Below are 14,945 nucleotides of genomic sequence, written 5' to 3' on the forward strand. Positions count from 1 at the left end.
ATGGGTAAGTTATTCGTAAGCATATATGATTTCTTTAACCGGCATAAAGCCTGGCTGTGGATATGTACCATCGTCAGTTTTGCGCTGGCTGGTTTCTTTGCCTCCCACATTGAGCTGGAAGAAGATATTACCCGTATACTGCCGAAGGACAAAACACTGGATAAATTGCAGCAGGTCTTCAATGACTCCCGTTTTGCAGATAAACTGGTGGTCGTGGTTTCTCAGGCAGATACTACGCAGCCTGCACAGCCGGATAGCCTGACCGCTTTTGCCCAGACGCTGACTGACAGCATAAATGCCAAATATGGCAGTCATATCAAATACCTGCAGGCACGGGTAGAAGATAATACTGTACTGGACCTGATGCAGGTGATCCAGCAGCACCTGCCCGTTTTCCTCGAAGAAAAGGACTACCGGCAGATAGATTCGCTGATCATGCCTGACCGGTTACAACAAACACTGGAAAGTAACTATCATACGCTGATATCTCCGGCCGGACTGGTCGTAAAGAAAGTCATTGCAGGAGACCCGGTTGGCATGTCCTGGCTGGGTATTAAGAAACTGCAGCACCTGCAGTATGATGAGCAGTTTGAACTGTATGATGGTTTTGTGATGAGTAAAGATCAGCGCCATCTGCTGCTGTTCATTACGCCTGCCAATCCACCCAGCGCTACCGGAAAGAACCTGGTCCTGCTGAATGGCTTACAGAAAGAAATAGCAACCCTCCAGCAATATTCACATGCTGCCAACGCCTTCTTTTATGGCGCCGCTGCTGTATCAGCTGGTAATGCCACACAGATCAAACAGGATTCCTGGCTGACTTTAGGCATCACCATCACTTTGCTGGTCGTACTGATCGCTTTCTTTTTTAAGAGAAAACGTGCACCTATCCTGATCATGTTGCCGGTGGCTTTCGGTGGATTATTCTCCATCGCCATCATCGCGCTGACACAACATAGTATCTCCGGTATTGCTTTAGGTGTGGGCGCCGCCGTACTGGGTATTGCGGTGAACTACTCCATGCATATCTTCAACCATCATCGTCATGCGCCTGACATCCGTGAAGTGATCCGCGATCTGGCGGAACCGATGACCATAGGTAGCTTTACAACGGTAGGCGGGTTCCTTTGTCTGCAGTTTGTACATTCTCCCATGCTGCGCGATGTAGGTATGTTCGCTGCCTACAGCCTGATAGGCGCAGCATTGTTCTCCCTCATTATCCTGCCGCACTGGATCGTCATAGGACGTAATCCTGAACAGCACCACGCTCATTCAGACACATGGCTGGACAGACTGGCTGCTTACCGGCCAGAAAAGAATAAGGTACTGGTCTACAGCATCCTGGTGCTCACCGTATTCTTCTTCTTTACTTCCGGTAAAGTTGGTTTCGAAAGTGACATGATGCGTATGAACTTCATGCGTCCGGAACTGAAAGCAGCCGAGACAAAGTTCAATCAAATTAATGCATACACTGCACAATCCGTTTACCTGGTAACAGACGGAGCGGATCTGCAGGAGGCCCTGCGCAATAGCGAAAAGCTCTTACCGCTGGTTCACCAGTTACAACAGCAGGGTATCGTAAAGAAATACGCCGGCGTAAATACATTACTGCTCTCCACACAGGAGCAGGAACGCAGAATAGCACGCTGGAAAGACTACTGGACACCAGAAAAGAAACAGCTGGTCATCAACTACCTGCAGCAACATGGACCAGCCATCGGCTACAAAGCCGCTGCTTTCAACCATTTCGAACAGTGGTTACAGCAGGACTTTTCTGTTATTCCAGAAGAAGATTTCCAGTCACTCCGTTCCGGTAACCTGGGTGACTTCATTACAGAAAAGAAAGGCAATGTGTCATTAGTTACATTGCTGAAAATAGACCCGGCGCAGAAAGCGGCTGTGTACAACGCATTCGGTGAACTGGAACACACCACCATATTCGATAAACAGTATGTGGCCAACCGACTGGCAGTCGTGATCCGTGATGAGTTTAACAGCATCGCCTGGATGACTTCCCTGCTGGTATTTGTAGCCTTGTTAATATCTTACGGCCGTATTGAACTGGCCCTGATCACATTTATACCCATGCTCATCAGCTGGGTGTGGATACTTGGTATTATGGGACTGTTCGGTATCAAGTTCAATATTGTCAACATCATTCTGAGCACATTCATATTTGGTTTGGGTGATGATTACAGCATCTTTACCATGGATGGGTTATTACAGGAGTATAAATCAGGCAAGAAGGAGAATCTTTCCTCTTTCCGCTCTTCTATCTTCCTGTCAGCCATCACAACGGTCCTGGGCATAGGTGTGATGATATTCGCCAAACATCCTTCCTTAAGATCTGTTGCTTTAATCTCCATTATTGGTATCAGCTGCGTGGTGCTCACCTCGCAGGTACTCATCCCGCTGTTGTTCAACTGGCTGATCACGAACCGTGTGAAGAAAGGCAGAGCGCCATGGACATTACATGGCTGGGCGAAATCGGTGTTCTCATTCACTTATTTTACGGTAGGTTGCCTGGTGCTAACAGTGATCGGCTGGATACTCGTGAAGTTCAATCCTTTTAAGAGAAAAGAAAAAGCGAAATATCTCTATCATCGTATCCTGTCTGCTTACACAAAGTCAGTGATCTATATCATGGGCAATGTGAAAAAGAAGATCATTAATCCGTTGGATGAACAGTTGGCGACGCCTGCTGTCATCATCAGTAACCACCAGTCTTTCCTGGACATCCTGATCTCTACCATGCTGCATCCGAAGGTGATATTACTGACGAGCAAGTGGGTATGGAACTCTCCGGTGTTCGGCGCGGTCGTGCGTATGGGTGATTACTATCCGGTAGCTGACGGCGCAGAGAACAGTATCGATAAACTTAGAGAGAAAGTAGCACAGGGATATTCCATTGTGGTATATCCTGAAGGTACCCGCTCCGAAGATGCTACCGTAAAACGTTTCCACAAAGGGGCGTTCTATATTGCGGAGCAGATGGGACTGGATATATTGCCGATCGTACTGCATGGTACCGCGTACACCATGAGCAAGAATGACTTCCTGCTGAAAGATGGTACTATCACTGTGAAATACCTGCCCAGGATCAAGGCCGGCGATAGTAACTGGGGAGATGGGTATGCCGCACGCACCAAACAGATCAGCCGTTACTTCAAAACGGAATACGAGAAGGTGCGCCAGGAAACGGAAACGCCTTTCTATTTCAGGGAACAACTTATTTACAACTATATCTACAAGGGCCCGGTGCTGGAATGGTACATGCGTATCAAAACAAAGCTGGAAGGTAACTATGCCCTGTTCGATCAGTTGCTGCCTAAGAAAGGCCGCATACTCGATATTGGTTGCGGATATGGTTTCATGAGCTATATGCTGCACTGGTTATCCAAAGACAGGGTTATGAAGGGACTGGATTATGACGAAGATAAGATCATCACCGCACAGCATTGTTACCTGCGTAATGAACAGGTGAGCTTTGAACATGCCGATATAACCAACTATACCTTTGAACCTTGTGACGCCTATGTCATCAGTGACGTGCTGCATTATCTGCAACCGGCAGAACAGGAAAAAGTACTATCCGCCTGTATCAGTCAGCTGAATGAAAACGGAGTGATCATCGTACGTGATGGTGATGCCGATCTGGAAAAGAGACATGAAGGTACCAAGCTGACGGAGTTCTTTTCAACGAAGCTGATCGGCTTTAACAAGACAAAAGATAAACCCTTGTCTTTCTTCTCATCTTCCCGCATCCGGGAGATCGTTGCTGCCAATGGTGCAGTCATGGAGCAGATAGACAATACGAAGTATACCTCGAACGTAATTTTTATCATCAAAAAGTTATCCCCTGTACATGCAATATGATGTAGTCATAATAGGAAGCGGGCTGGGAAGTCTTGTGTGCGGAGCTATTCTCAGTAAGAACGGTTACCGTGTCTGTATCTACGAAAAGAACAGACAGATCGGTGGCTGCCTGCAAACCTTTTCACGCGACAAAGCTATTATTGATTCAGGTGTACATTATATTGGTGGATTAGATGAGCGGCAGACACTGAATCAGGTATTCCGTTATCTGGGCATCATGGATAGCATGAAACTGAAGCGACTGGATCTGGATGGGTTCGATCATATCCATTTCGGAAATGAAGAGAAAACCTACCGGCATGCCCAGGGCTATGATAACTTCATTAGTGAATTACTGAAAGATTTCCCTGATGAAAAGGATGCTTTACATGCCTACTGTGAGAAAATGCAGGACGTATGTAATAAGTTCCCGTTATTTAAGCTGCGGATGGGAGACTACCGGGAGAAGGAAAGTGTGATGGGGCTGGATACGCATAAATTCCTGTGCAGTATTACGGACAATGACAGGCTACGGCACGTACTGGCGGGTAACAACATGTTATACGCCGGTGAACAGGGTAAAACCCCTTTCTACGTCCATGCCCTTGTGCAGAACAGCTATATAGAAAGCTCCTGGAAATGTGTTGATGGTGGTTCACAGATAGCCCGCAGCCTGAACAGGATCATCAAAGACAATGGCGGGGTCATCATTCGTAATACAGAAGTAAAACGTATCGTAGAATTTGATGGCAAGGTAGATCATATCGTACTGGGGAACGGTGAGGAAGTTTACGCAAGGCATTACATATCAGGTTTGCATCCGGCAGTCACCATGCAGATGACAGACAGTGTGAGCCTGCGGGCTGCCTATAAAACCAGGCTACAGTCGCTGGAGAATACGCCGGGCACCTTCATGCTGAACGTGGTGCTGAAGCCAGGCACTTTCCGCTATCATAACTATAATTACTATCATCACCTGACAGATAATGCCTGGGATGGGGTGAACTATACGGATGCTAACTGGCCTAATACCTATGCGATGTTTGTATCAGCTGGTACTGGCAGGGATGTCTATGCTGATAACCTGTCTATCATGACCTACATGCGTTATGAAGATGTGGCGCCATGGCATGATACCTTTAACACAGATTCCTATCCGGACGACAGACATGCTGACTATCAGTCATTTAAGAAAGAAAGGTCGGAGAGGCTCCTGGATGCTGTAGAGAAACAGTTCCCGGGATTAAGAAACTGCATCCATGCCTACTATTCCTCTACACCACTGACTTACAGGGACTATCTGGCAATGCCGGAGGGAAGCATGTATGGTGTGTCTAAAGATGCCAGCGATCCACTGAGAACAGTTATCTCCGCTGCCACTCGTCTGCCTAATTTGTATCTTACCGGGCAAAATCTGAACTTGCATGGGATTTTAGGCGTAACAATGACAGCAGTGATCACCAGTTCGGTGCTGCTGGGCATGGAAAAGCTGATAAACGATATTAACGCAGCATAAATATAACTGAGAGATGTCATTGAATAAGGGGAAAAAACGGAGCGGATGGCGTAAACTGGGAAGGGCGCTGTTATACATTACTGGTACGATCATATTATTACTGATCATACTGGTTGTCTATGTAATGAGTGTATCACATATTGATCCACCCGAGATAGCGGATAAGTCATCCCTGCAATGGCAGCGTAAGCAGCTGGACAGTACCAGTTATACACTGGGCAACAGCTGGTTCCGTAAAAGCGAAAGCGGACTGTATGAGCTGTATGTGGAAGGAAAACCTTTTGAGAGAGGTGTCGTAGAGGGCAAACTGGCAGCGGAGCTGATCCAGCGTCAGGAAGACCATTTCACGGATCAGATCAAAAAAATGATCCCTTCACAGTCCTACCTGAAATTCCTGCGTTATTTCGTGGGCTTCTTCAACAGGCACCTGGCTGATAATATTGCCGAAGAGAATAAGGAGGAGATCTATGGGATCTCTTTTTCCGCTTCCGATAAATACGATTTCATCGGTACCAACTATGAGCGTATCCTGAACTATCATGCCGCACACGACATCGGGCACGCCCTGCAGAACATGGCGCTGGTAGCCTGTACTTCCTTTGGTACCTGGGATGGCGCGTCTGCCGACAGTAACCTGATCATCGGGCGTAACTTTGATTTTTATGTAGGTGATAAATTCGCAGAAGATAAGATCGTTGCGTTTTATCGCCCGGAGAAAGGATACCGTTTTATGATGGTGACCTGGGGTGGTTTCACAGGTGTTGCTTCCGGTATGAATGAGAAGGGACTCACCGTAACCATCAATGCAGATAAAAGTGATATTCCTACCGGTTCCGCAACACCGGTATCACTGGTGGCAAGAGAGATATTGCAGTATGCACATAACATCGATGAAGCCTGGGCGATTGCCAACAGGCACAAGATGTTCGTATCAGAATCTTTCCTGGTAGGCTCCGCAGAAGATAACCGCGCGGTCATCATAGAGAAGACGCCTGAGAAAATAGGCATGTACGATCCGAAGGACCAGTTTATTACTTGTACCAATCACTTCCAGAGTAAAGAACTGGGTACAGATGAAAAGAATATAGCACAGCGGGAGCAAACAGCTTCCGGCTACCGTTTCAACCGCTTATCTGAATTGCTGAAAGAGAAAGGCCCTAACACGGTACAGAAAACGGTGGACATCCTGCGTGACCGCAAAGGAATGAACGGACGTAACATCGGTATGGGCAACGAAAGAGCGATCAACCAGTTCATCGCGCACCATGCGGTGGTATTTGAACCTAAAAAGAAGATGGTATGGGTGTCTACGGCGCCATGGCAGTTAGGTAAATTCGTTGCCTATAACCTGGACACTGTATTCGCGATGAAAGGACTGCAGTACGATCATGAGATATACGACAGCTCACAGACCATTGCAGCAGACCCGTTCCTGCAAACACAGGACTACCAGGCTTTCGTCGCGTTCCGTAAGATCAAGACAGATATTATGGATGGAAAAGATGCCGATGTGAAGCAGCTGGTAAGTCTGAATCCTGAATACTATCATGCCTATGTACTGGCAGGTGACTATGCATTTAAAAGGAAACAATACGCTGCCGCCACCGGTTATTATAAACAAGCGCTGACAAAGGTTATCGCAACAAAGGCGGAGGAAGATCATATCCGCAAACAGCTGGAGAAATGTGCTAAAAGTAGATAATCATGATTTACGGGATCGGTACCGATATTATTGAAGTAGACCGCATCGCGGTGAAACTCGGGAAAGGGAAAGGATTCCGTGATCTGGTATTTACAGCGCAGGAAATTGCTTACTGCGAACAGCAGGTACATCCGGCACAACACTATGCTGCCCGTTTTGCTGCCAAAGAGGCTTTCCTGAAGGCCCTGGGAACAGGTTGGGGGCATGGTACGATCAACTTCAACGAGATCGGGATTGTCAACAGTGAAACAGGAAAACCCCTGTTGCAGCTAACCGGCAACGCAGTGGCCAGTTATAGTGAATTACAGATTAAACAGATACATGTCTCTCTATCGCATGTGAAGGCTACCGCAGTAGCCATAGTGCTGATAGAGGTCTGAAAACCGACAACCATGTACATACCCGACATAGAACTGCAGTCCGGTGCAGCTATCAGAAAGTTCCAGGAAAAAGAAGTATTACACTTACTGGGTTATCTACGCCAGTTTTCTCCCTTTTACAGAGAATGGTTTGCACAGCATGGTATACAACCGTCCACTGTTAGATCACTGAACGACCTGTGGCTGATCCCGCCTGTTACCAAAGAACATCTGCAACAGCAGAACTGGGATTTCCTTTGCGTAGATAAGAGTAAGATCGCTGAATATACGACTACGTCGGGTACACTGGGTAACCCTGTTATCATTGCACTGACACAGAAAGACCAGGAGCGTCTGAGCTATAATGAATACATCTCCTTCTGCTGCGCAGGAGGCACGGAAAGCGATATCTATCAGCTGATGCTGACACTGGACCGCCAGTTTATGGCCGGTATGGCATATTACAATGGCATCCGTAAGCTGGGTGCAGGTGTACTGCGTGTGGGACCGGGAGTACCTTCCCTGCAATGGGAGAATATCCGCAGGATTCAACCTACCACGATTGTGGCCGTACCGTCTTTCATTGTGAAGCTGATCGCTTTTGCAAAGGAGCATAACATTGATATCAACGCCTCTTCCGTGAAGAGTGCGGTATGTATAGGAGAGAACATCCGTAATGTGGATTTCTCATTGAATGTATTAGGAAAGAAGATCACCGAGCAATGGGATATTCAGCTGTATTCCACTTACGCGTCTACGGAAATGCAGACCGCATTCACGGAATGTAAAGCAGGGCAGGGCGGTCATCATCATCCGGAGCTGCTCTATGTGGAATTACTGGATGATAATAATCAGCCTGTTGGCCCGGGCCAGGATGGGGAGGTAACGATCACCACATTGGGCGTGGAAGGCATGCCGCTACTGCGTTATAAAACAGGAGATATCTGCCGGTATTATGAGGAGCCTTGCTCCTGTGGCCGTCATACCATGCGCTTATCGCCGGTGATCGGTCGCCGCAAGCAGATGATCAAGTACAAAGGCACTACCTTATATCCACCTGCGCTGTTTGACCTGCTGAATGATATGGAAGAGGTGAAGGAGTTTGTTGTAGAGGTCTTTTCCAACGAAATAGGTACAGACGAGATCCTGTTACATCTCTGGCCGGTAGCGGAGACAGAAGACATTGACCGGAAGATCCGCTCTTATCTGCAGGCAAAACTGCGTGTCATCCCGCAGGTGCGCTATTGTTCACAGGCCGACGTCATGAAGATGCAGTTTCCCGAAAGCAGCAGAAAGCCGATCAAATTTATTGACAGAAGATAATCAGAAAGAAAAGTCAGCGTCTGCTTTCGGATTGTCCAGTTTAGTACTTTTCCTGACACCATTGACGATCACGTGTATCATGTTGATCTGGTTAGGGTGTTCATCGTACAGTACATTATTACGGACGTGGGCACTTTTGAAAGCAGGCACTTTTTCGGCGGAGAGGAAGCACCAGGCAGCTTCTTCTTCTATTTTGTAACCCAGGTATTGGAGACGGATGGTCTTGCCATCAGCGGTCACAAAAAGATGTTTCCGCAGGTACCCGGCAATCAGGCTGTCAGTAGCCGCCCGGTTAGCCGGGTGAATAATATCCAGTGAGCCTTTAGACTGCTTTTTCAGGGCACTTTCCAGGTCATCAGCAAAGATACGGCAGCTGACATGCAGTTCGTTATCAGACTTATCATGTTCGATCTCTGTGACACTGACGTAGAACGGATGCCATAAAATAGATGCCGCAATCAACCATTTATATAATAATACCCCCACTTGCCTAAAAAATTTTAAATATTAAGATGACCTTTGTATAATTACTAAAACTAGCAACAAATATAGGGTAATGAACGAGTTTGTGATGTACTTCGAAATGGGTTGGCAGCATATTGTGGATTGGGAAGGTATGGACCACATATTATTTATCGCAGCACTATGTGCCATTTACCTGCTCGAAGACTGGAGAAAAGTACTGGTGCTGGTCACCGCTTTTACGATCGGACACTCTATCACCCTGGCATTGAGCGTAACAAATGTGGTGCATATCAGCAGCGATCTGATAGAATTTCTGATACCTGTGACTATATTTATCACCGCATTTTCCAATATCATCAGAAAGCAGGCTGTGCCTGGCAAATTACAGCTCAACTACTTTTTTGCAGGCTTCTTCGGACTGATCCATGGAATGGGCTTTTCGGGGTACCTTAAAAGTTTGCTGGGCGCACAGACAAACATTGTCAAACCCTTGCTTGCCTTCAACCTCGGACTGGAATTCGGCCAGATACTGATCGTTACAGGTGTTTTGTTGCTGGCAGGTATTATTGTCAATATCACCCGGGTAAAACGGAGAGACTGGAATATGTTCCTCTCTTCGGCTATTTTTGGGATCGCATTTATGATGGCCGCTGAGCGGTTCAAAGAATTAATGGTTAAGTAAGCAGTATTCAACCAGCTGCGACCTTTGAAATATAGATTTTGTTTATGACTAAAAAATCCTTCAGACTGGCACTCGGCCTTTGCTTCATGACGGCAATGGCACAAGCGCAGAATCCAGGCTCTAATCACGGTAACCGCTTTGAACAGCTGGGTACTATGCTGTCAGATCCGAATATGTACCGTTCTGCTTCCGGCGCTCCCGGACCTAAATACTGGCAGCAGCGGGCGGACTACGACATCACCGCATCATTGGATGATGAACAGCAGAAACTCACCGGTGCAGAGACTGTCACCTACTACAACAACTCTCCTGATCCGCTGAACTACATCTGGTTACAGCTGGATGAAAATGAGCATGACCTGAAAAGCGATAACAACAGCTTTGACGGGAGTAACATGTCAGAGAGAATGAGTATGCGCACTATCAATGGTTTGCTGGGCAATCCGGGTAGCAAGCAGTTCGGTGTGAACATCGTTAAGGTGACCGACGAAAGCGGTAAAGCGCTGCCTTATACGATCAACCAGACCATGATGCGTATTGACCTGCCACAGCTCCTGCAACCGGGGCAGAAGCTCCGTTTCAAGGTAGAATGGTGGTACAATATCTCTGACCGTATGGTACAGGGTGGCCGCGGTGGTTATGAATATTTCCCGGAAGATAAAAACTACCTGTATACCATCACACAATGGTACCCTCGTCTGGCAGTATACTCTGATTTCCAGGGATGGCAGAACAAGCAGTTCACCGGTCGTGGTGAGTTTGCACTGACCTTCGGTAACTTCCATGTAAAGATGGACGTTCCTGCCGATCACGTCGTAGGTGCTACGGGTGAGTGTCAGAACTATAAAGAAGTACTGACAGGCGCACAGTATCAGCGCTGGCAGCAGGCCCAGACAGCGAAACAACCTATTGAGGTAGTAACACTGGATGAGGCGAAGAAATCATTGGCTGGTCATGCTAACGGTCGTAAGACATGGGTATACGACGCGGAAAACGTACGTGACTTTGCCCTGGTCTCTTCCCGCCGTCTGGTATGGGATGCAATGGCTGCGAATGTAGAGGGAAAGAAAGTAATGACGATGTCTTACTATGGTCCTGAAGCATATGCACTGTACAACCGCTATTCTACGAAAGTAGTAGCACACACTGTTAAGACCTATTCCAAACATACGATTCCATATCCTTATCCTGTAGCGATCTCTGTAGAAGCTGCAAATGGTATGGAATATCCGATGATCTGTTTCAACTACGGCCGTGCGGATAAGGATGGTACTTATTCTGAGGCAACCAAAAACGGTATGATCGGCGTGATCATCCACGAAGTAGGTCACAACTTCTTCCCAATGATCGTGAACTCCGACGAGCGCCAGTGGACATGGATGGATGAAGGTCTGAACACGTTCTGTCAGTTCCTTACAGAACAGGAATGGGATGCTAATTTCCCTTCCAACCGTGGACCTGCGTATAAGATCACTGATTACATGAAGATGCCGAAAAATCAGCTGGAGCCTATCATGACAAACTCTGAGAACATTTCACAGTTTGGTCCGAATGCTTATGCGAAGCCGGCTACTGCACTGAACATTCTTCGTGAGACAGTAATGGGAAGAGAGCTGTTTGACTTTGCTTTCCGTGAGTATGCACGCAGATGGGCATTCAAACATCCTACACCGGCAGATTTCTTCCGTACAATGGAAGATGCATCAGCTGTTGATCTGGATTGGTTCTGGCGTGGATGGTTCTTTGGTACAGAACCTGTGGATATTTCCCTTGATAGCGTGAAATGGTTCCGCCTGGATAATAAAGATCCGCAGATCTCCAAAGCAGAAGCGAAAGCAAAATACGATCGTGCGGCTGATCATATCTCCCGTGCACGTAACAAAGCCGCGGGTATGACTTACGAGGTAGATAAGGATACCAGCCTGCAGGACTTCTACAGTAAATGGAACCGCTTTGAAGTGACCGCTGAAGATAAAGAAGGTTATGCAGCTTTCACTGCAGGTCTGACACCTGAGGAAAAGCGTTTGTACGAAAGTAAGAAGAACTTCTACGAACTGACTTTCTCTAACGTCGGTGGACTGGTAATGCCACTGATCGTTGAGTGGACGTTTGCTGACGGTACAAAGGAAACAGATCGTATCTCTGCTTATATCTGGCGTAAAGATGAAAACAGTGTTACGAAAGTATTTGCAAAAGATAAAGAAGTGGTAAGCGTGAAGCTGGATCCATTACGTGAGACAGCCGATATCGATGAGGCAAATAATAGCTGGCCGCGTGTAGCTGCGCCATCCCGCTTTGAACTGTTCCGTCAGGCACAGGGTATCCGTGGTGCATCCACTGGTGGTAATCCTATGCAGAAGGCACAGAAAGCCCAGAAGTAGTCGCTGAAGGATGTAGATTACTTTATATAGCGAAGGCCTGATCTGTTTACAGATCAGGCCTTCTTCGTTTAATATCTGACTGGTGTGTCAACAGGTGGCCGGTCCACAGGGAAGAGCTATGCTTCCTTATCGCCTTTCTTCGGCTTTTCCGGCGCTTTCTTCACAGGGCGCCCTGCTTCTTTCAGTGCACGGTGAATGATCCATTCCAGTTGACCATTGATACTTCTGAACTCATCCGCAGCCCATTTCTCAATTGCATCATATGTTTGGGTATCAATCCTTAGTACAAATGTTTTCTTATCCGCCATACCCATTATTTACCTGGTTATTGATGTAGGGTACCTGTATTTACGACAGGTGAAACTTTAGATTCGCCGCAAAGTACGACTAATAAGTTAGACACCATGGCCGCCTTTCTTTCTTCATCCAGTACGACGATGTCTTTCTGGGAGAGTCTGTCCAGTGCCAGCTCCACCATACCTACTGCACCTTCCACGATCTTCGTACGTGCCGCAACGATGGCAGTAGCCTGCTGACGTTGCAGCATGGCGCCGGCAATTTCAGGCGCATAGGCCAGGTGACTGATACGCGCTTCCAGTACAGTAATGCCAGCGGGTCCGAGACGCTCGTTCAGTTCTTTTTCCAGCATTTCATTCACTTTATCACCACCATCACGCAGGGTGATATCATCAGAAGATTCGATCTCCTCCATTCTGTCATAAGGGTAGCTTACTGCCAGGTGACGTACAGCTGCTTCGCTCTGTACATTTACGTACTGCAGATAGTTATCTACTTCGAATGAGGATTTATAGGTATCCGTTACTCTCCATACCGTTACGGCAGCAATTTCAATAGGGTTCCCCAGTTTGTCGTTCACTTTCAGCTGCTGGCCATTGTGGTTATGTGCTCTCAGGGACAGGTGTGAGGTTTTGTAGAAGGGGTTTACCCACATCAATCCATTCTCTTTTACACTACCGATGTATTTACCAAAGAAGGTCAGTACGCGTGAGTGGTTAGGGTTTACGATGATAATGCCTTTTACGGTGAACAGTGCTGCTATAAAGAAAATGGCAGCCAGGAAGGTTAACCCTCCTCCTCCCGTTTCTGCTGACACAATGAAAAGTGCAATAGCGATAAGGAATTCGGCAACGGCAAGGACGGCAGCCAGATAACCGGAAACAGGTTTAATGATCTTTTCCATAGTGGTGATATTTTGGTATCAATTTGATATCAAAAGTAATCAAATTGAATGAGACTGACAAGTGCGCTTTTTGCTGCCTCCGGAGGTGAAAAACCAGGAGAACGGTGCCTTTTCAGGAGGTGTTTACGTCGTAAGTGATTGATTGTTCAATAGTTGTTTGCATTATTGGATCATTTGTGGCATCAATACCTGGATCTTACCTTCTTAAATAGTAGTCATTTACCAGGCGTGACGGCAATAAGCCTGCATGAATTTGCAGTCATCAGCTAAACATCTTATTTTAAGGCAAAATTCACGATATGAAGTATCTATTAGGCAGTATGTTGCTATTGCTTGGCTTTTTCAGGGCAAACGCCGCACAGGTGGACACAGTAACGATCTTTAGCAAGGCAATGCACAAAAGTCTGAAGTGTGTGGTGATCACTCCGGATAGCCACAAGGATAACCAACAGCAATATCCCGTGGTATATATCCTGCATGGATACAGTGGTAATTATGCAGACTATGTTCGTAAAATACCAGCTATCGCCGCCGTAGCGGACGCTTATCAGATGATACTGGTCTTTCCCGACGGCGGTTACAGCAGCTGGTACCTCGACAGTCCGGTGGACAGTGGTATCCGTTTCGAAACATATGTAGGCACGGAAATACCTGCTTATATAGATGAACATTACCGTACAATGCCATCCCGCGAACACCGTGCTATCACTGGGCTGAGTATGGGCGGTCATGGTGCCTTGTACCTGGCGATCCGTCATCAGGAGACATTTGGCGCTGCAGGCAGCATGAGTGGGGGAGTGGATTTCCGCCCTTTCCCCAATAACTGGGACATTGCGAAGAGACTGGGGACTTTTAAAGAAAATAGTGGCAACTGGGACCAGAACGTTGTTGTAAATCAGTTATCCCGCCTGAAGAATGATTCGCTTTCTATTATTATTGACTGTGGTGTGAAAGACTTCTTTATTGATGTGAACCGTCAGCTGCATCAGCAGATGCTGGAACAGGGTATTTCACACGACTATATTGAGCGCGCCGGCGCTCATACCTGGGATTACTGGAGCAATGCTATCATGTATCAGTTGTTCTATTTCCATCGTTTTTTCAAATAAGGTCATTACCTGGTAGCAGGTAACGGATATTAAATGTGGATAAAGAGCTGTTCGCCGCTGGCGGACGGCTCTTCTAGTTTACCGGGCATGTGTTATCCTGGTTTGATACACCGGGCCGTACTATTTCAGGAAAATGCTATTTAAGCTCCTTTTTCAGGGTAAACCAGCCCTGGACACTCCCAGTGCTGAAAGTTTTTTTACGGGGGAAAAGGGGGCGATTAAGCGGTGCGAATTTGAGATGAAGGGTTCCTGGAGTGAACCTGGCAAGTGAAAAAGGGCCGCAACACCAGTTGTTGCTGTCTGTATAAATGAAAAGCCGGATCTGAAGAGATCCGGCTTGTTATTGCTGCTT

11 protein-coding genes are annotated in these 14,945 nt (G+C 47.0%); 8 read left to right on the forward strand and 3 right to left on the reverse strand.

All coding sequences use genetic code 11. The annotated features are described in order from the left end of the window. Genes GWR21_RS24795 through GWR21_RS24815 form a run of 5 tightly spaced genes read left to right on the forward strand, consistent with a single transcriptional unit; the run spans position 1 to position 8,755 of the window. On the forward strand, positions 1-3,876 hold the full coding sequence (locus GWR21_RS24795) for a trifunctional MMPL family transporter/lysophospholipid acyltransferase/class I SAM-dependent methyltransferase (protein WP_162334333.1): 3,876 nt from the start codon (positions 1-3) through the stop codon (positions 3,874-3,876). Further along, a complete protein-coding gene (locus GWR21_RS24800) occupies positions 3,866-5,371 on the forward strand; it encodes a phytoene desaturase family protein (protein WP_162334334.1) in 1,506 nt (501 codons plus the stop codon). Before GWR21_RS24795 ends, GWR21_RS24800 begins: the two co-directional genes overlap by 11 nt. A gap of 13 nt (positions 5,372-5,384) precedes the next feature. Beyond that, the gene (locus GWR21_RS24805; RefSeq protein ID WP_162334336.1) at positions 5,385-7,073 is read left to right on the forward strand and encodes a C45 family peptidase; all 1,689 of its coding nucleotides are present in this window, start codon (positions 5,385-5,387) and stop codon (positions 7,071-7,073) included. 2 nt (positions 7,074-7,075) lie between these two features. Further along, positions 7,076-7,453 (forward strand): holo-ACP synthase, encoded by a 378-nt coding sequence (gene acpS, locus GWR21_RS24810; protein ID WP_162334338.1) that lies wholly within the window; start codon positions 7,076-7,078, stop codon positions 7,451-7,453. Between the two features lie 12 nt (positions 7,454-7,465). Then, entirely contained in the window at positions 7,466-8,755 is a 1,290-nt protein-coding gene (locus GWR21_RS24815) for a phenylacetate--CoA ligase family protein (protein WP_162334339.1), read from the forward strand. Here the strand turns inward: GWR21_RS24815 and GWR21_RS24820 are convergent, their stop codons facing one another. Next, positions 8,756-9,241, reverse strand: a complete 486-nt coding sequence (locus tag GWR21_RS24820; RefSeq protein WP_162334340.1) for a DUF6702 family protein — start codon at positions 9,239-9,241, stop codon at positions 8,756-8,758. A gap of 70 nt (positions 9,242-9,311) precedes the next feature. On the opposite strand from GWR21_RS24820, the gene GWR21_RS24825 reads away from it, so the two are divergent. Both GWR21_RS24825 and GWR21_RS24830 read left to right on the forward strand, forming a co-directional pair. Then, a complete protein-coding gene (locus tag GWR21_RS24825; protein ID WP_238430000.1) occupies positions 9,312-9,902 on the forward strand; it encodes a HupE/UreJ family protein in 591 nt (196 codons plus the stop codon). A gap of 44 nt (positions 9,903-9,946) precedes the next feature. Beyond that, the gene (locus tag GWR21_RS24830; RefSeq protein WP_162334342.1) at positions 9,947-12,283 is read left to right on the forward strand and encodes a M1 family metallopeptidase; all 2,337 of its coding nucleotides are present in this window, start codon (positions 9,947-9,949) and stop codon (positions 12,281-12,283) included. A gap of 116 nt (positions 12,284-12,399) precedes the next feature. Here the strand turns inward: GWR21_RS24830 and GWR21_RS24835 are convergent, their stop codons facing one another. Together GWR21_RS24835 and GWR21_RS24840 are read right to left on the reverse strand one after the other, a co-directional pair. Continuing rightward, entirely contained in the window at positions 12,400-12,591 is a 192-nt protein-coding gene (locus GWR21_RS24835) for a hypothetical protein (RefSeq protein WP_162334344.1), read from the reverse strand. A 17-nt stretch (positions 12,592-12,608) separates the two neighbouring features. Then, complete coding sequence (locus tag GWR21_RS24840) at positions 12,609-13,484, reverse strand: SPFH domain-containing protein (RefSeq protein ID WP_162334346.1); 876 nt, start codon at positions 13,482-13,484, stop codon at positions 12,609-12,611. Between the two features lie 299 nt (positions 13,485-13,783). Here GWR21_RS24840 and GWR21_RS24845 point away from each other — a divergent pair, with 299 nt between their 5' ends. Next, positions 13,784-14,593, forward strand: a complete 810-nt coding sequence (locus tag GWR21_RS24845) for an alpha/beta hydrolase (protein WP_162334347.1) — start codon at positions 13,784-13,786, stop codon at positions 14,591-14,593. Positions 14,594-14,945: the final 352 nt, after the last annotated feature.

The sequence above is a fragment of the Chitinophaga agri genome (assembly GCF_010093065.1).
Taxonomy (GTDB): domain Bacteria; phylum Bacteroidota; class Bacteroidia; order Chitinophagales; family Chitinophagaceae; genus Chitinophaga; species Chitinophaga agri.

Excerpts from the sequence above, each read along its gene's own strand:
- GWR21_RS24840 (WP_162334346.1), bottom strand. The coding sequence starts at position 13,484 with ATGGAAAAGATCATTAAACCTGTTTCCGGTTATCTGGCTGCCGTCCTT.
- GWR21_RS24795 (WP_162334333.1), top strand. The coding sequence starts at position 1 with ATGGGTAAGTTATTCGTAAGCATATATGATTTCTTTAACCGGCATAAA.
- acpS (WP_162334338.1), top strand. The coding sequence starts at position 7,076 with ATGATTTACGGGATCGGTACCGATATTATTGAAGTAGACCGCATCGCG.
- GWR21_RS24835 (WP_162334344.1), bottom strand. The coding sequence starts at position 12,591 with ATGGCGGATAAGAAAACATTTGTACTAAGGATTGATACCCAAACATAT.
- GWR21_RS24800 (WP_162334334.1), top strand. The coding sequence starts at position 3,866 with ATGCAATATGATGTAGTCATAATAGGAAGCGGGCTGGGAAGTCTTGTG.
- GWR21_RS24805 (WP_162334336.1), top strand. The coding sequence starts at position 5,385 with ATGTCATTGAATAAGGGGAAAAAACGGAGCGGATGGCGTAAACTGGGA.
- GWR21_RS24815 (WP_162334339.1), top strand. The coding sequence starts at position 7,466 with ATGTACATACCCGACATAGAACTGCAGTCCGGTGCAGCTATCAGAAAG.
- GWR21_RS24825 (WP_238430000.1), top strand. The coding sequence starts at position 9,312 with ATGAACGAGTTTGTGATGTACTTCGAAATGGGTTGGCAGCATATTGTG.
- GWR21_RS24845 (WP_162334347.1), top strand. The coding sequence starts at position 13,784 with ATGAAGTATCTATTAGGCAGTATGTTGCTATTGCTTGGCTTTTTCAGG.
- GWR21_RS24830 (WP_162334342.1), top strand. The coding sequence starts at position 9,947 with ATGACTAAAAAATCCTTCAGACTGGCACTCGGCCTTTGCTTCATGACG.